The 23071-nt window shown below is 66.2% G+C and carries 21 protein-coding genes; 12 read left to right on the forward strand and 9 right to left on the reverse strand.

Annotated features, from left to right (window positions below; translation table 11 throughout):
- Positions 1 to 142 precede the first annotated feature (142 nt).
- The 4 genes from NM961_RS23015 to lpxK are packed head-to-tail and all read left to right on the forward strand — an operon-like array spanning position 143 to position 3984.
- Positions 143 to 826 carry a MotA/TolQ/ExbB proton channel family protein gene (locus NM961_RS23015; RefSeq protein WP_255916776.1) on the forward strand — a complete coding sequence of 228 codons (684 nt, stop codon included), beginning with the start codon at positions 143 to 145 and terminating at the stop codon, positions 824 to 826.
- Positions 823 to 1251, forward strand: coding sequence for an ExbD/TolR family protein (locus NM961_RS23020; protein ID WP_255916777.1), 429 nt, complete (start codon positions 823 to 825; stop codon positions 1249 to 1251). The genes NM961_RS23015 and NM961_RS23020 overlap by 4 nt, the downstream gene beginning before the upstream one ends.
- Positions 1248 to 3005 (forward strand): lipid A export permease/ATP-binding protein MsbA, encoded by a 1758-nt coding sequence (msbA, locus tag NM961_RS23025; protein WP_255916778.1) that lies wholly within the window; start codon positions 1248 to 1250, stop codon positions 3003 to 3005. The genes NM961_RS23020 and msbA overlap by 4 nt, the downstream gene beginning before the upstream one ends.
- Position 3006: 1 nt before the next feature.
- Positions 3007 to 3984, forward strand: a complete 978-nt coding sequence (gene lpxK / locus NM961_RS23030) for a tetraacyldisaccharide 4'-kinase (RefSeq protein WP_255916779.1) — start codon at positions 3007 to 3009, stop codon at positions 3982 to 3984.
- Between the two features lie 96 nt (positions 3985 to 4080).
- On the opposite strand, the gene NM961_RS23035 is transcribed toward lpxK, so the two are convergent.
- Positions 4081 to 6216: a TonB-dependent receptor family protein gene (locus NM961_RS23035; protein WP_255916780.1), complete on the reverse strand. Its 2136-nt coding sequence runs from the start codon at positions 6214 to 6216 to the stop codon at positions 4081 to 4083.
- Positions 6217 to 6631: 415 nt separating this feature from the next.
- Between NM961_RS23035 and NM961_RS23040 the strand changes: the two genes are divergently transcribed.
- The 3 genes from NM961_RS23040 to NM961_RS23050 all read left to right on the forward strand — a co-directional run bounded on the left by NM961_RS23040 (position 6632) and on the right by NM961_RS23050 (position 10014).
- A complete protein-coding gene (locus NM961_RS23040) occupies positions 6632 to 8203 on the forward strand; it encodes a protein adenylyltransferase SelO (protein WP_255916781.1) in 1572 nt (523 codons plus the stop codon).
- A gap of 148 nt (positions 8204 to 8351) precedes the next feature.
- Positions 8352 to 8528 carry a hypothetical protein gene (locus tag NM961_RS23045; protein ID WP_255916782.1) on the forward strand — a complete coding sequence of 59 codons (177 nt, stop codon included), beginning with the start codon at positions 8352 to 8354 and terminating at the stop codon, positions 8526 to 8528.
- Between the two features lie 316 nt (positions 8529 to 8844).
- Positions 8845 to 10014, forward strand: a complete 1170-nt coding sequence (locus tag NM961_RS23050; protein WP_255916783.1) for an OprO/OprP family phosphate-selective porin — start codon at positions 8845 to 8847, stop codon at positions 10012 to 10014.
- A gap of 67 nt (positions 10015 to 10081) precedes the next feature.
- On the opposite strand, the gene NM961_RS23055 is transcribed toward NM961_RS23050, so the two are convergent.
- Positions 10082 to 10723 (reverse strand): LuxR C-terminal-related transcriptional regulator, encoded by a 642-nt coding sequence (locus NM961_RS23055; RefSeq protein ID WP_255916784.1) that lies wholly within the window; start codon positions 10721 to 10723, stop codon positions 10082 to 10084.
- Between the two features lie 276 nt (positions 10724 to 10999).
- Entirely contained in the window at positions 11000 to 12844 is a 1845-nt protein-coding gene (locus NM961_RS23060) for an N-acetylmuramoyl-L-alanine amidase (RefSeq protein ID WP_255916785.1), read from the reverse strand.
- 482 nt (positions 12845 to 13326) lie between these two features.
- On the opposite strand from NM961_RS23060, the gene NM961_RS23065 reads away from it, so the two are divergent.
- The 5 genes from NM961_RS23065 (at position 13327) to NM961_RS23085 (ending at position 18307) form a co-directional block, all read left to right on the forward strand.
- On the forward strand, positions 13327 to 14079 hold the full coding sequence (locus NM961_RS23065) for a hypothetical protein (protein ID WP_255916786.1): 753 nt from the start codon (positions 13327 to 13329) through the stop codon (positions 14077 to 14079).
- The gene (gene nfi, locus NM961_RS23070; protein WP_255916787.1) at positions 14076 to 14771 is read left to right on the forward strand and encodes a deoxyribonuclease V; all 696 of its coding nucleotides are present in this window, start codon (positions 14076 to 14078) and stop codon (positions 14769 to 14771) included. The genes NM961_RS23065 and nfi overlap by 4 nt, the downstream gene beginning before the upstream one ends.
- A 237-nt stretch (positions 14772 to 15008) precedes the next feature.
- The gene (locus tag NM961_RS23075) at positions 15009 to 15878 is read left to right on the forward strand and encodes a DUF1349 domain-containing protein (protein WP_255916788.1); all 870 of its coding nucleotides are present in this window, start codon (positions 15009 to 15011) and stop codon (positions 15876 to 15878) included.
- 554 nt (positions 15879 to 16432) lie between these two features.
- Positions 16433 to 17509 (forward strand): serine hydrolase domain-containing protein, encoded by a 1077-nt coding sequence (locus NM961_RS23080; protein ID WP_255916789.1) that lies wholly within the window; start codon positions 16433 to 16435, stop codon positions 17507 to 17509.
- Between the two features lie 69 nt (positions 17510 to 17578).
- Entirely contained in the window at positions 17579 to 18307 is a 729-nt protein-coding gene (locus NM961_RS23085) for a class I SAM-dependent methyltransferase (protein WP_255916790.1), read from the forward strand.
- Between the two features lie 221 nt (positions 18308 to 18528).
- Here NM961_RS23085 and NM961_RS23090 read toward each other — a convergent pair whose 3' ends face one another.
- From NM961_RS23090 to NM961_RS23115, 6 genes are all read right to left on the reverse strand, one after another.
- Complete coding sequence (locus NM961_RS23090; RefSeq protein WP_255916791.1) at positions 18529 to 18861, reverse strand: hypothetical protein; 333 nt, start codon at positions 18859 to 18861, stop codon at positions 18529 to 18531.
- 397 nt (positions 18862 to 19258) lie between these two features.
- Complete coding sequence (istB, locus tag NM961_RS23095) at positions 19259 to 20041, reverse strand: IS21-like element helper ATPase IstB (RefSeq protein WP_255916792.1); 783 nt, start codon at positions 20039 to 20041, stop codon at positions 19259 to 19261.
- Positions 20038 to 21051, reverse strand: coding sequence for an IS21 family transposase (gene istA / locus NM961_RS23100; RefSeq protein WP_255916793.1), 1014 nt, complete (start codon positions 21049 to 21051; stop codon positions 20038 to 20040). The genes istB and istA overlap by 4 nt, the downstream gene beginning before the upstream one ends.
- Positions 21052 to 21124: 73 nt before the next feature.
- A protein-coding gene (locus NM961_RS23105) for an IS5 family transposase (RefSeq protein ID WP_439334244.1) occupies positions 21125 to 22020 on the reverse strand; the annotation gives its coding sequence in 2 pieces (ribosomal slippage) (positions 21125 to 21432 and positions 21432 to 22020; 897 coding nt in all).
- Positions 22021 to 22142: 122 nt separating this feature from the next.
- On the reverse strand, positions 22143 to 22403 hold the full coding sequence (locus NM961_RS23110; RefSeq protein WP_255916794.1) for a hypothetical protein: 261 nt from the start codon (positions 22401 to 22403) through the stop codon (positions 22143 to 22145).
- 15 nt (positions 22404 to 22418) lie between these two features.
- Positions 22419 to 22937, reverse strand: a complete 519-nt coding sequence (locus NM961_RS23115) for a hypothetical protein (RefSeq protein ID WP_255916795.1) — start codon at positions 22935 to 22937, stop codon at positions 22419 to 22421.
- Positions 22938 to 23071 lie beyond the last annotated feature (134 nt).

Here is a 23071-nt window from a genome sequence, read left to right on the forward strand (position 1 = left end):
GGGGGGGGGGGCGCCCGGGGGGGGCCCCCACGCCGCCGTACGCGACGCCGCGCGCACAAGCGGCCCCGGAATCGCTGGTATGATCGGCCTGTTCGGCGCGCGCCCTGGCGCGCCGTGTCCCTCGTACCTGCGGAGTGAGCGCGTGCTTGAGATCCTGATGGCCGGTGGCTGGGCAATGATGCCCATCCTGATCTGTTCTGCGGTGGCCCTGGCCATCATCCTCGAACGATTCTGGTCGCTGCGGCAGAAGACCGTAGCCCCGCCCGAACTGGGCGAGCAGGTGCGCACCTGGGCGCGCACGCGCAAGCTCGATCCCTCGCACATCGACACCCTGAGCAAGAATTCGCCGCTGGGCGAGCTGCTGGCCGCCGCCCTGTCGGTGCGCAACCGCTCGCGCGACATCATCAAGGAGCGCATCGAGGACGCCGGCCGCCACGTCGTGCACCGGCTGGAGCGCTACCTCAACACCCTGGGCACCATCGCCCTGATCTCGCCGCTGCTGGGCCTGCTCGGCACCGTCATCGGCCTGATCCGCATGTTCCTGGCGGTGATGGTGCACGGCATCGGCAATGCCCAGCAGATGGCCGGCGGCATCGGCGAGGCCCTGGTCTGCACCGCAGCCGGCCTGGTCGTGGCCGTGCCGGCCTACATCTTCCACCGCTACTTCCGCTCGCGCGTGTCCGGCCTGGTCGTGGTCATGGAAAAGGAAGCCATCACCCTGCTGGATGAACTCTCCGCCCAGCAGCAGCCCGCCGCCGCCGCCGATGTGAGCGCCGCGGCGGCCGCGGCCGGCGTGCGCGCCGTGCGTCCGGGTGCCACCGCATGAAGCTCGGCGCGCGCCGCGACGATGATTTCGAGATCAACGTGATCCCGTTGATCGACGTGATGCTGACCCTGCTCATGTTCTTCGTGCTCACCGCCACCTTCGACCAGACCGCGCGGCTGAAGGTGTCGCTGCCCCAGGCCAGCGAGGCGGCCGAGGCCGAGCCCGAGACCGGCCTGACCATCCAGGTCGACAGCGACGGGCGCTATTTCATCGACAACAACGAAGTGCTCAATCCCAGCGTGGACACGCTCAAGGAAGCCCTGGTGCAGATCGCCGGCGACGACCGCTCGCGCCCGGTGATGATCCGCGCCGATGCGCAGACCGCGCACCAGGCCGTGGTCACCGCCATGGACGCGCTGGGCCAGGTCGGCTTCACCCGCCTGTCCATCGCCACCACGCCGTCCAAGGAAGCCCCGAAAAAGTGAGCCAGGCTGCACCGGTATCCGCCGCCGCGACATACCGGCGCCTGCTCGGCTATTCCGCGCGCCACTGGCCCATCGCCGTGCTGGCCGTGCTGGGCATGGCCGCGGACGCGGGGGCGACGGCGACCTTCGCCTGGCTGATCCAGCCCATGCTGGACGACCTGTTCGTGCACCGCGACGCGGCCACCATCTTCTGGATGCCCATTGTCATCGTGCTGCTGTTCGTGCTGCGCGGCGTCGCCACCTGGCTGACCGACTACGGCACCGCGCGCATAGGCCGCAGCGTGGTGCATTCCCTGCGCGAGCAGGTGTTCGCGCAGTACCTGCGCATGCCGGCCGGCTTCTTCGACCGCGAGCCCTCGGGCCAGCTCATCGCCCGCGTCACCTACACCGCCGAGCAAGTCGCCCAGGCCAGCACCGACGCAGTCAAGGTAGTGGTGCTCGACAGCCTCACCGTGATCTTCATGCTCGGCGTCATGCTCTGGTACGGCCCGGCGCTGACCCTGGCCCTGTTCGTGATGGCGCCGCTCATCGCCGGCCTGGTCTGGGTAGTCGGGCGGCGCTACCGCCGCATCAGCCACAGCATCCAGCGCTCGGTGGGGTCGGTCACCGGCATCGTCGAGGAAGTCGTCGGCGGCCAGCGCGAGGTCAAGGTCTACGGCGGGCGCGATTACGAGGAACAGCGCTTCGCCCAGATCAACGAACAGAACCGCCGTCTCAATCTCAAGGTGGCCTCGACCAACGCGCTGTCCACCTCGCTGGTGCAGATCATCGCCGCCAGCGCCCTGGCCGCGGTAGTGTTCTTCGCCACCCGGCCCGGCATGCTGCAGAGCATGAGCGCCGGCGCCTTCATGGCACTGATTACCGCCATGCTGAGCATGCTGCCCTCGTTCAAGCGCCTGACCACGGTGCAGGCCATGATGCAGCGCGGCGTGGCCGCGGCGCAGGACCTGTTCGGCCTGATCGATGCCACGCCCGAAAGCGACAGCGGCACCGCGCAGATGGCGCGCAGCCGCGGCGAGATCGTGCTGCAGGATGTGTCGCTGCAGTATCCCGGCGCGGTCGGCCCGGCGCTGCAGCATATCGACCTGCGTTGCCCGGCCGGCAAGGTCACCGCGCTGGTCGGCCGTTCCGGCAGCGGCAAGACCACCCTGGCCAGCCTGATCCCGCGCTTCTACGAACCTGATACCGGCTGCATCCTGCTCGACGGCCGGCCGCTGCCGGAATGGCGCCTGGATTCGCTGCGCAGCCAGATCGCCCTGGTCAGCCAGCATGTGGTGCTGTTCAACGATTCCATCGCGCGCAATATCGCCTACGGCGCGCTGGGCGGTGCCAGCGAGGCACAGATCGCGGCTGCGGCCGAGGCCGCCAACGCGATGGAGTTCATCCGCCGCCTGCCGCAGGGCATGGACAGCATGGCGGGCGAGGGCGGGGCGCTGCTGTCCGGCGGCCAGCGCCAGCGCATCGCCATCGCCCGCGCCATCCTCAAGAACGCGCCCATCCTGATCCTGGACGAGGCCACCAGCGCGCTGGATACCGAGTCCGAGCGCCTGATCCAGGACGCCCTGGCCCGGCTCATGCGCGAGCGCACCACCATCGTGATCGCCCATCGCCTGAGCACCATCGAGCATGCCGACCAGATCGTCGTGCTCGATCACGGCCGCATCGTCGAGACCGGCCGCCACGAGGACCTGCTCGCCCGCGACGGCCACTACGCGGCACTGCACCGCATGCAGTTCCACGACGCCCAGGCCTGAGATGGCCGCGCGGCGCGAACGCATCTGGTACCAGGGCGAAGCGCCGCCGCTGAGCTGGCGCCTGCTCGCGCACCTGTACGGCGCGCTCACGGCGTTGCGGCGGGCCGCCTACCGGCGCGGCTGGCTGCGTGCGTACACGGTGGAAAAGCCCGTCGTCGTGGTCGGCAATATCAGCGTGGGCGGCACCGGCAAGACGCCGCTGACGGTTGCCCTGGTGCAGGCCCTGGCCGCGCGCGGCCTGCGTGTGGGCGTGGTCAGCCGCGGCTACGGCGGCAGTGCGCGCGGGCCGCTGCTGGTGGATGCGCAAGCCGCCGCCGCGGTGGTCGGCGACGAGCCGCTGCTGATCCACCGCCTCAGCGGCGCACCGGTGGCGATAGGCCGCGACCGCGTCGCCGCCGCCCAGTTACTGCTGGCTTCGGCGCCGCTGGATGTGATCCTGGCCGACGACGGCCTGCAACATTATCGCCTGGCGCGCAAAGTGGAAATCTGCGTGATCGACGGCGCGCGCCGCTTCGGCAACCGCCGCCTGCTGCCGGCCGGTCCGCTGCGCGAACCGCTGCGGCGCCTGGAGCGGGTGGATTTCCGCGTCTGCAACGGCGGCGTCGCTCATGCGGACGAGGTCCAGCTGCACCTGCGCGACGACGGCGCCAGCCGGCTGCTGGATCCGGCCGACCATGTCGCGCTGGAACGCTTCGCCCATGGCCGCGTCCACGCCGTCGCCGGCATAGGCAATCCGCAGCGCTTCTTCGACAGCCTGCGCGCCTGCCGCATCGAGGTGATCGCGCATCCCTTCGCCGACCACCACCTGTTCAGCCCGGCCGACCTGGATTTCGGTGACGGCCTGCCGGTGCTGATGACCAGCAAGGACGCGGTCAAATGCCGCGACTTCGCCCGGCCGCACTGGTGGCAGGTCGGCGTGCGGGCGCAGCTGCCGGATGCGTTTCTCGATGCGCTGACGCACCGGATCCTGGCGCCCTGACGGCCGCGGCTTTGCGCAGCTCAACCGTGCGGCGCTGCGGTGCCTGGTGAAAATCCATGCAATTCTTCACCGCCCGGCCGCCGGCCGCCAGGCTGGCTAGCCGTTCCAGTCCCAGCGCAGGCCCAGCAGCCAGGTGCGGTCCGGCCCAGGCTCGTAGTAGCGGCCGTTGCCTTCGTTGACGATGACCGAGCCGATATGGCGGCGGTCGAATACGTTGCCGATGCGGGCGAAACCGTGCAGGCGCTGGCCGCCGAAGCGCCAGTCGCGGCTGGCCTCCAGATTCAGCAGCGCATGGCCGGGCGCGGCCGCGCTGCCCAGGTCGTTGACCGTAACCGGCCCCAGCGCCAGCACCTGCGCCGCCGCTGCCCAGGCCGTGCCGCGCCAGTGCAGGCGCGCGGCGAGCTGGTCGCGGGGTATGCCGGGGATGCGCGTGCCTGGATTCACCCGCGAGCCCGGCGTGGTGCAGCCGGCGCCGCTGCACAGGAGGAAGCCGTCGCGGAACTCGGCGCGCAGCCGCGTATACGCCAGATCGAGCTGCCAGCCTGCGCTCAGCGGCAGGTGCGCCGCGATTTCCAGTCCTTCGCGCCGGCTGCGTCCGGCATTGCGGAAGCTGCTGCGGCCGCCGGCATTGCGTGCCACGGCCAGTTCGTCTTCCGTATCGGCGCGGAACAATGCCGCCTCCAGCGATGCGCCGGTGGCCGATTGCCATTTGGCGCCCAGCTCGCGGCTGTCGCTGCGCGCGGGCTTCAGATCCAGCGCCAGCCCGGCGCCGCCGTCGGCGCGGTAGCTCAGTTCGTTGAAGGTCGGCGTCTCGAAACCGCGGCCGGCCGAGGCGTAGAAGCGCCAGTGCGCATCCGGCGCGAACAGCAGTCCGGCAACTGGCGTGGTGCGGGAATAATTCACCTTTCCACTGTCGTCCGGATTGGCTGCCGTCACGTAATCGTCGTCCGATACGAAGCGCACGCGGCTGTGGCGCAGTCCCGCCAGCAGCGACCAGCGCGGCGCGAATTGCCACCAGGCCTGCAGATACTCGTCGTCGTTGCGCGCCTCGTTGCGCTCGTCGCGGCGCAGGCGGCCGCGCAGGCCGAGGCTGTCGCCGACGAAATTCTCATAGCCGCGGCGCCGCTGATGCTGCCGGTCCGCGGCGAAGCCGGCGCTGATCTCGAATGGCCGCGCCGCCAGCTCGCCCTGCCAGGACCAGCGCAGGTCGCCGCCGCCGTAGTTGCCGCCCAGGTCGACCACACCGCCGGCGCTGAGCGGGCTGGCCTGGGCGCTGACCGGCACGGCCAGGAACTGTCCGATCTCGCGCCGGCCCGCGTAGGCCATGGCGAGCAGGCTGTGGCCGCCGCCCAGCGGCTGGGCGTAGACCAGCCCCAGCTGGTTCTGCAGCGCTGACTTGCGCGTGTCGTACTGCGTCGCCGCGACCGTGGCCTGGCGCGGATCGGCCAGTGCTTCGGCGCGCGACAGGCCCAGCGGATCCTGCGCATCCGGCGCGTCGTAGCGATTGGCGGTCAGGCTGAGGCGGCCTTCCTCGCCGACCCGCAGGCCCAGCTTGAGATTGAACGAGCGCCGCAGCGCCTCGCTGTGTGCGCGATAGCCCGCGCTGTCGGCCAGCGAGGCCGCGATGCTGTAGCTCAGCCGTTTGCCGCTGCCGCGCAGGCCCGCGGCGGCGAACCGGCTGGCGTGGCTGCCGGTGCTGGCCTGCGCCCGCGCCTGCAGCGGCGTGTCGGCATCGGCGCTGAAAAACTGCACCACGCCGCCGGAGGAATTGCCGTACAGCGCCGAGAATGGTCCGCGCAGGACCTCGATGCGTTCGCCGCCGAACAGCGGGAAATGCGAGATCTGGCCTTGTCCGTCCGGCATCGTCGCCGGAACGCCGTCGACGTAGAGGCGCAGCCCGCGCACACCGAAGGTCGCGCGCGCGCCGAAGCCGCGTATCGACAGCTGCGTGTCCTGGGCGGCGTTCTGCCGGTCGCGCGCGAGCAGGCCCGGCACGCCGGCGAACGCTTCGGCCAGGTTGGCGGGATTGCGTGCGATGTCGTCCTGCAGGTCGATCACGCTGAGCGAAGCCGGCGTGTCGAAACTGACGCCGTCGTCGCTGCGGGTCGAATGCACTTCGATGGGCTGCAGCACGTCGGCGGCATCGACGGCCCAGGCCGGTGCCGCGAGCGCGCTCAGCAGGACCAGGCCCGGCAGATGGCGGCGCGGGCGCATCAGCAGCGGCCGGCGCATGTGCCGCGGCGCACGCGGACCGCGGCTGCGGCAACCGTCGCGAGTGCGGCGGCGATGCAAGGGGCAGGCATGGAATCTCCCGGGTTCGCCGCGGCGCGGACGCTGTGAGCAGGGCAATGGTGAGCTTAGTCGGCGTATGCGGGACGTGCACGCCACCGGTGCCAAGCGCAGCCCCTTGCAGCGGTGTGCGGCGTTCGGCCCGTTGACACCGGCTGTTGCGGGAAGTCGCTGCTGTTGCCGGGCTGATTGGTTTGTCCGGAGCGGGTGCCGGCCGCGCCGGCGCAGGCTTTTTATACCGGTCGCATGGCGGCGCTCCGCGCAGCGGCTGCCCTTGCTATCGCACGGCTGGCCCCCAATCCTGTGCGCATCGGCGCCGCGCCAGGCGGCGCGCCCATTCCCTGTTGCGGAAAACCCCGTGCTGAATTTCCAGTTCGACAATGCTTTCGTGCGCGATCTGCCGGCCGATGCGGAAACCGGGCCGCAGACGCGCCAGGTCCACGGCGCGGCCTATTCGCGGGTGGCGCCGACGCCGGTCGCGGCGCCGCAGCTGCTGGCGTATTCGCGCGAGGTCGCGCAACTGCTGGATCTCGACGCCGCCGCCGTCGCAGCGCCGGAATTCGCCGCCGTGTTCAGCGGCAACCGTCTGCTGCCGGGCATGCAGCCCTACGCCGCCAATTACGGCGGCCACCAGTTCGGCCATTGGGCCGGCCAGCTCGGCGACGGGCGTGCCATCAGCCTGGGCGAAGTTGTCAACCGCGCCGGTGAGCGCTGGGAGCTGCAGCTCAAGGGCGCCGGCCCCACGCCGTATTCGCGCCGTGCCGACGGCCGCGCCGTGCTGCGTTCGTCGATCCGCGAATTCCTCTGCAGCGAAGCCATGCATCACCTGGGCGTGCCGACCACGCGCGCGCTGTGCCTGGTCGGCACCGGCGAGGCGGTGGAGCGCGATATGCTCTACGACGGCCATCCGCGCAACGAACCCGGCGCCATCGTCTGCCGCGTCGCGCCGTCCTTTATCCGTTTCGGCAATTTTGAACTACCGGCTTCGCGCGGCGACACGGCGCTGCTGCAACAGCTGGCGGATTTCACCATCCGCCGCGACTTCCCCGAACTCGCCGCCGCGCACGCCCCGGCCAGCGCCGCCCTGTACGAAGCCTGGTTCGGCGAAGTCTGCGCACGCACGGCCCGGCTCATCGCGCACTGGATGCGCGTGGGTTTCGTGCACGGCGTGATGAATACCGACAATCTCTCGATACTGGGCCTGACCATCGACTACGGCCCCTACGGCTGGATCGACAACTACGATCCCGACTGGACCCCCAACACCACCGACCGCGAGCGCCGCCGCTACCGCTTCGGCCAGCAGGCGCAGATCGCGTACTGGAACCTGGGCCGTCTCGCCGGCGCAATCGCGCCGCTGCTGGCGGATCACGAAGGTCTGCACGCGGGGCTGCAGCGCTATGTCGACACCTTCGTTGCGGCCGACCGGGCGAATATTGCCGCCAAGCTGGGACTGCGCGAATGCGAGGATGCAGATGTGGCGCGCATGGAGTCACTGCTGGAGCTGATGACCGGGGCCGAGGCCGACATGACCTTGTTCTTCCGCGGACTGGCGGACGTGGATGCGGCTGCCGGCGCCATCGACGCCTTGCGCGACGCCTTCTACGACGAAGCGAAATTCGCTGCGGCGCGCGGAGCCTTCCAGCTGTGGCTGCGCGACTACGCGCAGCGGCTGGCGCAGGACGGCCTGGCCGATGCCGAGCGGCGCGAGCGCATGAACCGGGTCAACCCGCGCTACGTGCTGAGGAATTACCTGGCCCAGGGGGCGATCGACCGCGCCGAGGCCGGAGATATGGGCGGTGTCGAGGAATTGCTGGAAGTAATGCGCAGGCCCTACGAGGATCAGCCGGGACGCGAACGGTTCGCGGGGAAACGGCCGGACTGGGCGCGGAGCAAGGTGGGGTGTTCGATGTTGTCCTGCAGTTCCTGATCCGGTTGCAGGCCTGATTCACGCACCGCCGGGTGACTGCTGCGGCCGCACGAAGTATCTTTCTCTTCGACTAGCCGCCGGAAGGACTTTGCGCATGTCGCCCCTGTCTCAAGCCCGGTACTGCGGTGAAGCTTGCCGGAACACGGAGATGTTCCGCTCCTTCGGCCGCTGCCCCGAATGCGGCCAGACCTGGAATGGCCACGCCACTTCGGAAAAACAGCACTATCGCAACAACGCCTGGGTGCTCTGCATCACCTGTTCCCGCGAGCAGGGGCGCTGCGTCGTTTGCGGCAAGCCTGCGCAGGCACCGGCCGGCTCTGCCTGAGGCGGCCCGGCGCAAACAGTAGACGGCGCCGGCAGGTCTGCGGGATTGCCGTGCGTAGCACTCTACCGGTACGCAGCTGACCCTGCGATCGACCGCTTCAGCGCTTGCATCCCGCGCTGTCAGCCATCGTCTGCATCGCAGCCGTTCCGGCCACGGACGGATCCCGCGTAGTCCGTGCGCAATCCCGCTGTCATTGAAACGCCTCGCACCCGGCCGAAAATGCGCGCTGCCATCGTTCCGACACGCCCGCTGCAATATTTCCGTAACGAGCCGGCCATACCCTGCGCGCCTCACCAACGCTCACGGGCTTTTAACAATGAAATTCCGGACACCGCATCTTCTTGCCCTGGCTGTGGCCTCGGCTCTGGCTGGTACGGCGCAGGCCGAGATCGCGATTGATGTGATCAACGGCAGCGAAGTCAGTCTCGAAGGCCTGATGCAGGCCGACGGCAACTGGTTCGACAACGATGTGGCCGATCTGAACGCCGCTTCGCCGGCGGGCAACGACGGCAAGGACAGCGAATTCGACATGCGCCGCGCCGAGGTCATCCTCAAGGGCAAGGGCGGCCGTTTCGACTGGGTCGCCGGCTACGACGGCAAGGCCAACAAGTGGCTGGACGCCAACATCAAGTGGAAGCTCGGCACCAACTACCTGATGGCCGGCCAGTACAAGCAGCCCAACAGCCTGGAAGAGCTGACCAGCACGCGCCACAACGATTTCATCGCCAAGGCCATGGTGACCAACCTGTTCGGCGTCGCCCGCCGCGTCGGCGTCGCCTACGGCGACGACCAGCCGAACTTCGGCTACCAGATCAGCGCCTTCGGCCGCGAGCTGACGCGCAACCTCAACCAGGGCCAGGGCTTCGGCGGCCGCGTCTACTTCGCGCCCATGGCCGAGACGGGCAACATCTTGCACTTCGGCCTTTCCGCCGTCGACTACGACACCGACGCCGACACCGCCCGCCCGCGCGTGCGTCCGGATGCGGACCAGGCCACCGTGCGCCTGGTCGACACCGGCAATATCCTCAACGCCGATCGTCAGCGCACCTTCGGCGTGGAAGCGCTGTGGGTCGGCGGTCCGTTCAAGGTGCAGAGCGAATACATGCGCTCGCGCGTCTCGCGCACCGAGAACACCACCGCGGCCGACTGGACCGGCGACAGCTGGTACGTCTACGGCGTGTGGAACCTGACCGGCGAAACCTGGGGCTACAAGGCCGGCCTGCCGACCACCAGCCTGCCGGACAACCCCTCCAGCGGCATGTGGCAGCTGGGTCTGCGCTATGACTCCACCGACCTCAACGACGGCAATATCCGCGGCGGCGACGAGCAGAACCTGACCGTCGGCGTGAACTGGTACTGGCGGTCGAACTTCAAGTTCATGCTGAACTACGTCAAGGTCGAGAGCAGCAAGTACGTCAGCAGCCTGCGCCGCGAGCTGGACGACAACCCGAACATCCTGGAAGCGCGCGCCCAGTTCTACTGGTAATCCTTACTTCGCGGGATCGTGGAGCAGCCGTCCGCCTGGAAAGGCGGACGTTTTTTTTCACCGCGGACTATATCGCGGCGCCAGCGCCGGTCTCCGCGCGCATCTGCGCCATCAGCGCCAGGGGGCGGCCTTCGTTGTCGTTGAAGAATGCCATCCATTCTTCAGTGCCGTCGGCGTGGGTATGGATCAGATGCGGGGCATTGCTGAAGACCACGCCCGCCGCCTGCAGCGCGCGGCAGGCGGCATGGATATCCTCGACGCGGAAATAGAGGATGGATGCGGATTCCGCACCGTCTCCGGCGCTGAGGAACAGGCGCACGCCGCCGCAGTCGAAGAAGCTCAGGCTGCCGAAGGTGTACAGGTGGCGCAGGCCGAGCACATCGCGGTACCAGCGCTCGGCGGCGTGGATGTCCGACACGCTGCGGGCGATCTGGCCGATGGGGCCGAGGGTCATGGTCGGGTTCATGGCAGCGGTTCTCCCGAAGGCGGCGCTGGATTTGCGGATGCCGTCCCACTGCCGCAGCTGGTGACGGCCGGAAAAGCCGAGTTTCTGCAGGGCGTTGGCGACGTGGTATTTGACCGCGTCCAGGCTGACGCCGAGACGGGCCGCGATCTGCGGATTGGTCAGGCCGTGACGCACGCCTTCGCAGACCCGCCATTCGGCGGGAGTCAGCACATCGTCGAAGGGCGGGCGTCCGGGCTTGCTCATCGCCTGCGCACCATAGCGCTGTCGCGGGCGGATTTCCCTACCCGGACAGCGGCCGCGCCCGCGCTGCCGCGTGACCCGACAGCGGCGGATCCCGTACGCCATCACGCACTGCCGGTTGGGTGGGCTGGAGGGCCGCCTGCGGGATCCGCGGGCAGGCATCGGCCGTACAGCACCGGCAGCAGTCTCCGGCCTGCGACGGTCGCCGCGAACTGAGCGCTACCGTCGCAATCCGGCCGCGTCGCCGCGGCCGGATCGCGCACGCTGCTCAGCCGCGCATCAGTTCGAGCGCCACTGCACCTCGTCGATGTACGCATTCACGGTGAAGGTGGTATGCGCACGTTCAAACCAGATCGCGTCCAGGGTGACGTTGGCCGCGTCGATGGCGCCGTTGCCGCCTACCCAGGCATCCCATTGCGCGGCGTCGGCCAGATTCCATTCCACGTAGGTCCAGGTGTTCGCGGCGACGGCGCGCAGGGTGGAGCGCTCCGTCGCGGCACCGTCGTCCACACCCACGCCCACGCTGAAGCCGCTGCCGCCGACATAGACCCAGAAGCCGACGCGCCCGTTGCGCGCGACGCTGGTATTGCTGCCGGCCGCACCGCCGCCGGACAGGAAGCGCACGGACCAGGCCTGGGTATTGCCGGGGTTGTCCACCAGGCTCAGGTGTTCCGAGCAGCTGCCGACCTTGGCGATGGTGCAGTTGCGCTCGGCGGTGGAGCTGGCATCAATGCCGGTGGTGCTGCCGGAATACGCCGGCGTCGACGTGAAATGGCCTTCGCTGCTCTCGAAGGTATCGAGCACGACGGTGCTGCCGCCCGAGCCGGGGTTGAGCAGGCCGTAGTAGCGCGGCCAATCCCAGTTGATGCCCGGGTCGGTATGCGTATTGTCGGGAAAGTGCTGGTGGCCCTTGATCTTGATGGCGCTGGACAGCACCACGATGCCGCTGTGCGCCGGCCCATTGTAGGCGGTGGCGCAGTTGATGCCGTGGACCGAGCAGAAATGCCGCGTCAGCGCGGACGAGGCGTTGTACATGGCCGTGGTATACCAGGCGGCGTTGTTCACATAGCCTTCGTGCTCTATGCCCAGGGTGTAGTTGTTCTGGCTGCCGATATGATGGGCGGCCTGGGCCTCGCGCACCATCTGGGTGACCTGGCCGTCCGAGCTACGGATCAGATAGTGGGCGCTGACCGAACTGGGATTGTTCTGGAACCAGGAAATGCTGCCGGCATAGGAGCCCTGCATGGTGTGTATCGCCACGGCCGAGATCGCTGTGCCGCCGCGCCCGTGGTAGTAGGGCGAAGCCACCCACAGCGCCGGGCCGTAGTCGGTGCTGTTCAGCACCGGGTCTTCGGATTTGCCGCTGCTGCCGGCGTCGGCCTTGAGCACTTCCTCGACCGGATCGACGCGGTAGCCGTCGACCTCGACGCTGCCGCGGGACAGATCCAGCCGCACGAACGGCGCGCGCTGGCGCACCAGGGCGTCGGGGCTGAACTGCGTTTCCCAGGCGATGGGGCGCGCGGCGATACGAATGCCATTGTCGTCCACGCCGCGGTCCAGGCTCAGCAGCACATCGTAGGCAAAGCTCTCGCGCGCGAAAGCGTCGATGGCATCGGCGCGCACGCTGTTCTGGCCGGCATAGGCGCGCAGCAGATCGGCTTCGGTGGCGCTGCGGCCGGCCTCGATGCGTGCCTCGGCCAGCAGCGCGGCCGCGCCCATCACGTTCCAGTAGGCATCGCGCTCGATCTGCCCGCGGCTGACATTCAGCAGCTTGGCGGCGGCGCCGACCTGGTCACGGAAACCGTTGCCGTTGTACAGGCCCATCAGGCCGACGGCAGACGGCGATTCGGCTGCCGCCTCCGTCTGGCCGTCGAGCATGGCCCAGCGGCTTTGCACATAGGCGATGCCTTCGAGCAGCCCGGCGGGCAGCTGCGGATAGCGCTGGTAGGCGGCGGCGAACAGCGCCGGATACTCGCGCCGGGCGGCGGCCAGCCCGGCCTGCTCGGCCGCGACGGCGGCATCGCGTTCGTTGGCCAGGGCCGCGCCGTCGGCGCGCGCGGCAGCCAGGCAGGGAGCGGTGCACAGCAGGGCGGAAACAGCCAGGGCCATTACAGAATGACGCATGCGAACTTCTCCACGTTGGCAAGACGATAAGACCGCCGGCAACGGCGCCCGCGGCGCCGCCGGATCCGACGATGATTTCCCCTGATGAACTGCCGCGGTGCCGGGCCCCCAGCCCTGGCGATCCCGCGTGCTGCCGCGCCGTATCCGGTGTCAGCCGGAAGCCGAGAAGTCCCGACGCTCGCCGGTGCGCCGCAATCGCACCGACAGACGCTACCGATACCACGAACGGCGCCTGCTGCACAGCGCCCAGTGTCGCAGTATTGCCCTGCAGGGCGCCTGGGAATGCGATGTGGAAAAAGCTGGGAAATTACCGGCGGGCAGTTCGGAATCCGGCGGAACAGGGCACGTCAGCTCTCCGGCGCCGCGGCCGCGGCTTTCCGCGGCGCCGCCGATACGGCGCCCGGCTGGCTCCCATCTCCCCGATACGCTACTTTCGTCCAGGGAACGCGGCAGGGGAGCCGCCCGCCACCAACGGGGGAGTCATGATCGGTCTGCTCATCGATTTGTTCGGCATGTTCGGCAAGCGCAAGGAAAAGCGCCTGGCCAGGAGTGTCATCCGCATCAAGCACCGGGGTTTCGTCGACAGCCTGCGTGCGCACCTGAAACGGCAGAATCCGGCGCTCAGCGAAGCGGAACTGCAACCTATGCTGCCGCTGACCCGGCCGCTGGTCGGCGACCTGGTCATGGCCTATGCACTGGATGACGCGGCCGAGGCGCAGTATGCCGGCGAGGCTTTCCTCGCCCGGCACACGCTCAGCCTGGACGAGGTGCACAAGGCTGCCTTCGCCAACACCCGTGCCCAGGTCGTGCGCCGGATCAACCAGGCCGAACTGCAGAATTTCATCGGCGTAGAAAGCAGTGTCGCCGGCGCGGCGTCCAGCCTGGTGCTGTTTCCCGAATATTGGCAATCCTGGCAGAAGAAACTGGGCGCGCCGCTGCTGGCGGTCGTTCCGGGCCGCGATTTCGTCGCCTTCCGCGCCATTCCCGCCGCGGGTCCTGAACGCGAGCAGGCACTGGTGCGCGCGCTGGTGATGCGCAATGCGGCCATGTCTGCGTTCGAGGAATCCGGCAATCATGCGCTGTCGGAGTTCGCCTATCACGTGCGCGACGGCCAGTTTGAAGTGGCCGGCCAGCTTGGCGAGCAGGACGCCGAGACCCGCGCGCTGCTGCAGTCGCCGCAGGGCAGGGAGCTTCTGCGCCAATGCGGTATCGCCGCGCCGGAGACGGCCGCTTGAGAGCAGCCCTGGAGCACGCCTGGACGCTGGATGCGGCTCAGGCACCGGCGTTGCAGCGGCAGCTGGCCGCGCGCGTGGAGCGCAGCGACCGCCATGCGCCGCTGCGCAGCGTCACCGGCGTCGATGTCGCCTATGCCAAGGATGGCGACCGTCTGATTGCGGCAGCGGTGACGCTGGATCTCGCCACGCTGGCGGTGATCGAGCAGGCCGTGGTCGAGGATCGCGCGCAGTTTCCGTATATCCCCGGCCTGTTCTCCTTCCGCGAGCTGCCGCCGCTGGCAAAGGCGCTGCAACAGCTGCGGCAGGCGCCCGAAGTCATCGTCTGCGACGGCCATGGCTATGCGCATCCGCGCCGTTTCGGCCTGGCCTGTCATATCGGCGTGCTGTTCGACATTCCCGCGCTGGGCTGCGGCAAGACCCTGCTCACCGGCACCCTGCGCGAACCGTTGCCTGCCGCCCGCGGCGCCCAGGCCGCGCTGTACGACGGCGAGGAGATCATAGGCGCCGCGCTGCGCACGCAGGACGGCACGCGGCCGGTCTACGTCTCCGTCGGCCATCGCCTGTCGCTGCAGAGCGGCTGCGCGCTGGTGCTGCGCCTGTGCCGCGATTTCCGCCTGCCCGAAACCACGCGCGCGGCCGACCAGCTGGTCAAGCGTACGCTCGGCGCACTGCCGGCAGGTGCGGCGCGCTGACACCGGCTGGCACGGCTGTTTCAGCGCGCGTTCCGTCCAATACGCAAGCGCCGCAACACTGTCCGCGCGGACACGGTAGACCTTTCCACTGTGCAACTTCCGTAACGGCGGCGCGCAGTTGTGCCGCGCTGTTCGCGGACGTCCGCCTGCGGCGGCTGCGTACACAGGTCTACCGGCACATGCTGCCGCCTGCCGGCGCCGGAACGCTGAAGATCCCTTGCCCTGTGGAGCGTCGTCATGCGCCTGGTCCTGCCGTTGTTGTTGACTGTCTGCGCTTCCGCTGCGGCGGATGATCTGTCCGGCCTCAGCGATGAATTCGCGGCGCGCGACGGATTGCGGCAGTGGACCCTGTTCCACGAGGCCTACGGCTGGCCCGACAAGATCAAGCACCTGGACATCGGCAAGACCACTGCTGGCGCGCTGAACCTGCAGCCGCAGCACTCGGCCTGGGTGCGCGATCTCAACGCACCGTTCCTGTTCCAGACCGTGCGCGGCGATTTCGACGTGCGTGCGCGTGTGCGCGTACGCGGCGCCGCGCAGGACATCGCCGGCGGCACCTGGTCCCTGGGCGGCCTGATGGCGCGCGTGCCCAACAACAGCAGCGCCGCCAGCTGGCAGCCGCGGCGCGAGAACTGGCATTTCATCACTACCGGCGTAGGCCATGTCGCCGGCAGGCAGATGACCGAGACCAAGGCCACGTTCAACAGCTATTCCTCGCTCAAGCTGCGTCCATTTCCCACCGGCTGGGTGGAACTGCGCCTTGTGCGCGTCGGCATGTCCCTGGCCGCGCTGGCACGCGCCGACGACGAGAAGGACTGGCAGCTGCGCGACCGCTGGTATCGCATGGAAAACAATCCGGACATGCAGGTAGGCCTGATTGCCTATACCACCAGCAACGACGTGGCGCCGGCTCCGGAAGATCCGGAACGCATCAACCGCAGCCGCGAGGAAAAGGCCGCTACGGACATGCAACTGGAAGTCGACTGGATCCGCTTCCGCCGTCCCGCCGTCGCGGCGATGCCGGACTGGTATGCGCAGGTCAGCGCAAATGCGCTGGCGGACGCGGATTTGCCGGTGGAGAAGATACTGCAGTTGGTCGGGGATTGATGCGGATGCGGCGGCTCCGGTGTCGAGGCTGCCGGCCCTGCGGCGGTTTTGATGTGCAGGTTGATGCGGGTTTCGCGACACCGATGTCGCGTAGCTGGTTGATGACGGAAGCGGGACGGCCGGGATGCAGTGACGGCCGTGCGAGGCTTGGCCGGGTTAGGCGATGCGATGCGGGGCGGCGATGGCGACGGCGCGTGCTGCCTTCGCTCGCCGCGGCAGCGCGTCGGCCGTAATGCGCCGTTGCCCTTGCGTGTAGACGTACTGCAGATGCCTTCGTGCAAGCGCATGGCGATGGTTCATCGCTGTCGGCGCCTTTGCGGATGCGCACCGAATCTGCGCTGCTGTGACTTTTATTGCGTGAGTGGATTGCATCCGTGACCCCTCCGCGCAGCGGTGCATCTGTAGTCGCACTGACTGCCTGTATCCGGAGTATTCGCATGACCAGAAAACTGCCGCTGTTGCTTCTGCTGTCGCTCTCGACCGCGCTTGGCCCGGCTGCCGCGCAGACTGCGCAAACACAGGTAAGCGCCGCCGCGGCGGCCCCGACGAAAGCCGTGGATACAAAGGCTCTGCACGCCGCGCTGGCTGCGCGGATGCAAGACGCCGCCGCCGAAGGCTTCAGCGGCAGCGTACTGATCGCCGCTGGCGGCGCGGTGCTGTTTGAGCAGAGCTACGGCCAGGCCGATCCCGTCGCCGGCATGCCGGTGACGATGGCTACGCGCTTCAATCTCGCCTCCAGCGGCAAGCTGTTCACCGCGGTCGCGGCAGTGCAGCTGGTGCAGCAGGGCAAACTGGATCTCGATGCACCCGTGGGCCGCTACCTGCCCGACTGGCCCGTCCCCAGCGTGCGCGACAAGGTGACGGCGCGCCATCTGCTGACGCATACCGCGGGACTGGGGGCGTTCTGGGGACCGCGGTTCCAGGCCGCCCGCGGCGGCTTGAACACCCTGGCCGACTACAGGCCGCTGCTGCTGCAGGAGCCCGCATTCGAGCCAGGCAAAGGCTGGCAATACAGCAACAGCGGCTTTCTCCTGCTGGGCCTGATGATCGAAGCGGCATCCGGCGAGGACTACTACGACTATGTGCGCACGCATATTTTCCTGCCTGCCGGCATGACTGACACCGGCTACTTCGCTGTAGACGGCAAAGCCGAACACGTCGCCGTGCCGCACCGTGGCGGCACCGGCGCGGACCGCAACACGACCTACGCCATGCCCGAGCCTCGCGGCGCCGCCGCCGGCGGCGGCTATTCCACGCCGCGCGACCTGCTGAAATTCCACCGCGCCCTGACCGGCGGCAAGCTGCTCAACCGCCCGGCGTTCGAACTGCTGCTGTCCGCGGTCGATCTGCCCCCCGCCGAACGCGGCCGCGGCCCGCACGGCCTGGGCGTGCTGCGCTATGAAGCCGGCGGCGATATCGCATACGGCCATCCCGGCGGTGCCGATGGCATAGGCGTGGACTTCCGCGGCGGCAAATCCTCGGGCTGGGCGTTGATCGTCATGAGCAACGTAGGCGAACCCTTCGCGATGAAGATTGGCAGCGATCTGGCCGCGCTCGTCGCCCAGGCCGGCGGCCAGGATCTGCGCTTTCCGGGCATGAAGCAGGCGGTGCCGCGCAGGCCGGGTTCGTAGCGGCGCAGCCGGCAACTCATGGAATATCCTGGAGTGCGCGATGCCGTTGCGCGAAGCAAGGCCGTTGCCATGACCCAGAATATCTACGACAGTCCCGCTTTCTTCGCTGCCTATAGCCAACTGCCCCGTTCGCGCCATGGACTGGCCGCAGCGCCGGAATGGCCCAGCTTGCAGGCCCTGCTACCGGCAATCAACGGCAAGCGCATACTCGATCTCGGCTGTGGCTACGGCTGGTTCTCCCGCTGGGCCGCCGCGCACGGTGCCGCCCGGGTGCTGGCGCTGGACGTTTCCGAACGCATGCTGGAGCGGGCTCGCAGCATGCCCACGCCCTCAACCATCAGCTATAGACAGGCCGACCTGCACCATCTCGCGCTACCCGAGTCCAGCTTCGACCTCGCCTTCAGCTCGCTCACCTTCCACTACATCGAAAACCTGCCACGTCTCTTCGCCGCCATCCACGCCTCATTAGCCAAAGCCGGGCAGCTGGTCTTTTCCATCGAACATCCGATCTATATGGCGCCCCGCAATCCCGGCTGGCAGACGAGTGAAGACGGCCGCAAGACCTGGCCGCTGGACAGCTATCAGGACGAAGGGCGCCGAGTGACGGATTGGCTGGCCAAGGGCGTAGTCAAATATCACCGCACGCTGGGAACGCTGCTCAATACGCTGATCCGGGCCGGTTTTACCATCCGCCACGTGGAAGAGTGGGGCCCATCGGAGGCGCAGGTTGCGTCTTCGCCTGAACTGGCAGATGAGCGGGAGAGGCCGATGTTGTTGCTGGTGTCGGTGATGTGTTGATCAGCAGCTGAGCGGGTTTTCACTGGGTCAGTACATAGCGCCTCTAACAACAATAATCATGCCGTCCTTGCCGATCTGGTTTACGCTCTTTGCTGTCATGTGTGTCGAGATGGCAAAATGATTCCGCGCTGAGTCTTATATGTATTGACTTTTCGCGCAAATAGTAATATTGGGATTCTTTTACAAATACAACAAATGTCAATGTTGGGAAATCAGATTGTTCATGTCCTAAGGCGGCACTTTGAGTCGACATACTCCATCCCATCGCCCTTCAGATAGAGCGCGCCGGTTATTCCTGGGGGCAGCTCTTTAACCCCATTCCCCCAGAAATCTATTGCAACAATAGTCAGCTTCACATCCACGCAATCTGTGGGTGGCGGTCTCGGTCTTTCGTTCGCAATATCCTCCATCGTCATTGGAATTTTGTAACAGGACAAAAATACGTCACCAACATGAAGTGTTCCGTTACCCGGAACAACAACGACGACTGTTTTCTTTTTTTTGTCGCGCGTCACATGGGAAACATATGCCTCGACTCGGTTATCTAAGGCCATGCGATCCTCCAGAAGTTGCGCGCCGAATGTACTCTGCGATCTGCTCAGGGGACATCTTCGGACTGCTATCAACAAACTCTCTTTGAATTGTTGGGTCCTTAAAGTATCTAGGAAAGGTCTGAACAAGCCTCGAAAGTTGCCTGTCTAAAGGGCCTGCCGACCTGACGAAGGCAATGAAATCGACGCGGAACTCGAAAACAGCCTTGCACAGGCCGCAAACAGCGGCCTTGGTGCCGCATTAGGCGGCCTTCAGACGCAACTCTCCCGTCATCGCCAATAGCCGCTTGCGCGCCATCCACAGGTTCGACAGCGCGAACAACGTCAGGTGTCAACGGCAACTCAATTCTGACCCACCCCGGCAGTTGAATTCTGACCCACCGGCTGCGTGGCTTTTAGCTTACTGCTCCATGGAGGGCAGCGTCATGGACTGACCGATGACGCCGGCTTTGCGCTTGTCCTTGAGTCGGTAGCTTTCGCCGCGGATCTGCACGACGTGAGCGTGGTGCAGTAGCCGATCCAGCATGGCGGAAGTCAACGCGGCATTGCCACCGAACACCGCTTCCCAGTCGCCGAAGGAAAGGTTGCTGGTGAGAATGACCGAACCGGCTTCGTAGCGTTTGGCGATGAGCTGGAAGAACAGGTTGGCCTGGTCGGTGGAGAGCGGCAGGTAGCCGACTTCGTCGATGATCAGCAGCTTGGGCGCGAGCACGCTGCGTTTGATGAACTCCTTGGTACGCCCTTGGCGCTTGGCGTTTTCCAGCAGCATGACGAGATCGGCAGCGGTGATGAAGCGCACCTTGCAGCCGGCCTGGGCGGCGGCATAGCCCAGTGCGATGGCCAAGTGTGTCTTGCCGGTGCCGGAGGGGCCCAGCAGGATCACGTTCTCGCGCCGCCCGACGAAGGCCATGCCGGCCAGTTCGATCAACCGCTGCTTGGGTGCGCCGGTGGCGAACTCGAAGTCGTAGCCGTCCAGGGCCTTGATGCTGGGAAAACCGGCCAGCTTGGTCAGCGTGTGCCGGCTGCGGCCGACCCGGATGTCGATCTCGTGCTTGAGCGCCGCTTCGAGGTAGCCCAGCAGCGAAGTCTCCTTCGCGGCGAGGTGGTCGGCCAGATTGGCGAACTCGGTGGCCGGTGTCATCAGCTTGAGCTGTTCGCAGAGCGCTTGCAGTCGTGTGCTCATGCGTGCACCTCGAACAGCTGCTGGTACACCTGGGGTGATCGCTGCAGGCGCTCGCGAGGCCAGATTGCCGTGCCAGGGCCTGTTGCTGGCGCGGTCGTGTTGGGCAACGGCTGCAGCGCCTGGCGCTCCTGGGTGAGCCGATCCACGGGCCGTGCGGCGATCTCGCGAATCCGGCGTTGATCGGCCGTCTCGACCAGCCAGCGGCGCAGCTCGGCATTGGCCAGCTCGATCGTCAGCGCCTCGCTGGCCGCCTGCAGCCGGGTGACCAAGGGAATCCAGAAACACTCGCGAAAATAGCGGATGAAGCGCTCCACTTTGCCCTTGGTCTGCGCCCGGTAAGGGGCGCACAGCTTCGGCTCGAACCCGTAGGTCTTGGCCTGATCCCACAACCCGGCATGAAACCGGTGCACGCCCTCACCGTAGGCGCCCCGTTGGATCACCACCGTCTTCATGTTGTCGTACAGCACCTTGCGCGGCACACCGCCGAAGTACGCCAATGCGCGTGATTGGCAGCCCAGCAGCGAATCGATGCGTTCGTTGTCGACAATCTCGACATACGTCGATCGGCTGTAGCCCAGCACCGCGACAAACGCCGACAGCGGCGCCGATCCTCGGCGGATCACCGCCCAATCGACTTGCATCTGCTCGCCGGGGTCTGTCTCGTAGCGCACGACCGGCGCCGGCGGCGCCTTCGCGTAGCGCGCCGACACCAGCTGCCGCAAGATCCGCTCACCGCCCGTGTAGCCCAGCGCACGCGCCTCCCGGAACAGCACCGTCGCGGGCAACCGGTGCGGCAACGCCTGATCGATGCGCCGCTCCAGATACGCTCGCACGCCGTCGAGCTTCGACGGTCGGCCGCTTCGTCGCACGTATCGCGGCATCTCCTCGCCGCCGCGCAGATACCGACGCACGGTGTTGCGCGAAACCGACAGCCGCCGCGCGATCTCCCGCACGCTGGCCCCTTGCTGATGTAACACCCAGATCGTCATGAACACCTCGACCTTGATCATGCGTCCCTCCGCACGCAGCCGGTACGGCGAAACTACGGGTCACAGGTGGGTCAGTTTTAGACTGCCGACTGGGTCAGTTTTGCACTGCCGCTAACACCAGTCCTTTGAAGCGTACTTTCACATAGCCGAACTGGCATTTCAGCACACGGAACGGGTGCTCAACGCGAGCGCGAATGCCTGCCTTGCGCTTCTCTTCCTTCTCGATCTCACGTTTCTTGTCACCCTCCGGCAACTCTTTCACGCTGCCGCGCTTTCGGGCAATCTGCCAATCCAGGCCTTTGCGTGCGGTGCGCTTATCGGCACCCGTGTAGCCCGCATCGGCGTGCACTACCGGCTCCTTGCCGTGCAGCAGGTAGTCCGCTTCGTTGACATCCGCCTCATGGCGGGCGTCGTCGTCACCGTGTGCACCAATCCCGAATCGACATCCACGCCGATATGCGCCTTCATGCCGAAGTACCACTGCTCGCCTTTCTTGGTCTGATGCATTTCCGGATCGCGCTCCCCGTCCGCATTCTTCGTCGAACTCGGTGCTGCGATGATCGTCGCATCCACGATCATCCCACGCTTGAGCATCAATCCTTTGCGCGACAGATACCCGACCCGTGCCAGGATGTCGGCACCCAGCTCGTAGGTTTCCAGCAGCCGCCGGAAGTTCAGGATCGTTGTCTCGTCGGGGATCGGCTTCGTCAAGGACAAGCCGGCGAACTGACGCATCGACGCGATCTCGTACAGCGACTCCTCCATCGCCGGGTCGCTCAGACCGAACCAGTTCTGCATCAGGTGTACCTTCAGCATCACTTTCAGCGGATAGGGCGGCCGGCCGTTACCCGCCTTCGGATAGAACGGCTCGATCAGGTTCAGCAGGATTGTCCACGGAATCACCTGCTCCATCTCTGCCAGGAACGTTTCCCGACGTGTGCGCTTGCGCTTGCTCGCGTACTCGCCGTCGCCGAAGCTCATCTGGTCCATCGACTGTGTTCCTGCCTGGGGTTGGGCTATCTCAGCACATTCGGGGGGGGTGTTCAGACCTTCCATAGATAGAAAAAACCGAAATTTTGCAGGATTTTCCACTCACTGGTCAATGATGTCGGCTATCTGTTTAGATCGAACTTTCGGATGACTTCCTCGGCATAGGGGGAATAGTCTTCGCCCTCACTATTACTTCGGATCACCACCCACATGCGCGTATCTCTGTATGTAGCAATTGCTTCTCGTATGGAAATTTTTAGCCAAATTGGCAAGCTATCAAAATCGGCTTGAACTCCGGATTCTGACAGTCCTTTTACGGTATAGGCGACAAGCATCCAAATCGGAAACTCGCCACGCTGGTTCATCTCAATGAAGTCTTTCAAGTGCGGAATCATTAGTCACCTCTGGTTCGACATTTTTCGCACAAGCTCATCTCCGTGATCAACAGCCTGCCAGTGAGGATTGTCCGCACTGCCGGGCCGCACAAGATCCTTATAAGTAATCACGGGCAATGCTCCACCGTTTTTCTGGAAAATCTCGCGTAGTGCCTCGATCTCAAACGACTCATGGCTTAGCACTGCTGTTATTGCTTTATCACTTCCAAGCACGGATTGGCGCACCCAGACGTTTATCTTGCCGGTATGATTAGCAATTGCGTCTGTTGTCGCATTTGGGGCTCGCCAAGGCACAATCTGCGTTCCGGATTGGAAATCTACTTGCCCGAAGGATGCATAGGAGTCGCCAAATTGTTTCGCATACTGCTCATCCGGCACAGAAATGAAATGGAGGTCGTCTTCAATGTATGCGCCGTTGTTTTCTGCGATTTGCCGCGCTTCAGCTATGGTGCGCGGGCCATTCGGATTGGGTTTCCATAGATGCGTAGTCTGGTGATAGCTTGCTGTTCCGCCAAACGCCATTGCTGTAGTCCTGATCCTGCCCCTGCTTTTCGGACACCCGGATAAGCGATTCAATATCGCAATCCGGAGTGAGACAGATGAGCAGGAAGAAATCAGAAGGCAAGACGGAACGCAAGCGCTTCAGCGCGGAGTTC

This window comes from Tahibacter harae (genome assembly GCF_024437735.1).
GTDB lineage: Bacteria > Pseudomonadota > Gammaproteobacteria > Xanthomonadales > Rhodanobacteraceae > Tahibacter > Tahibacter harae.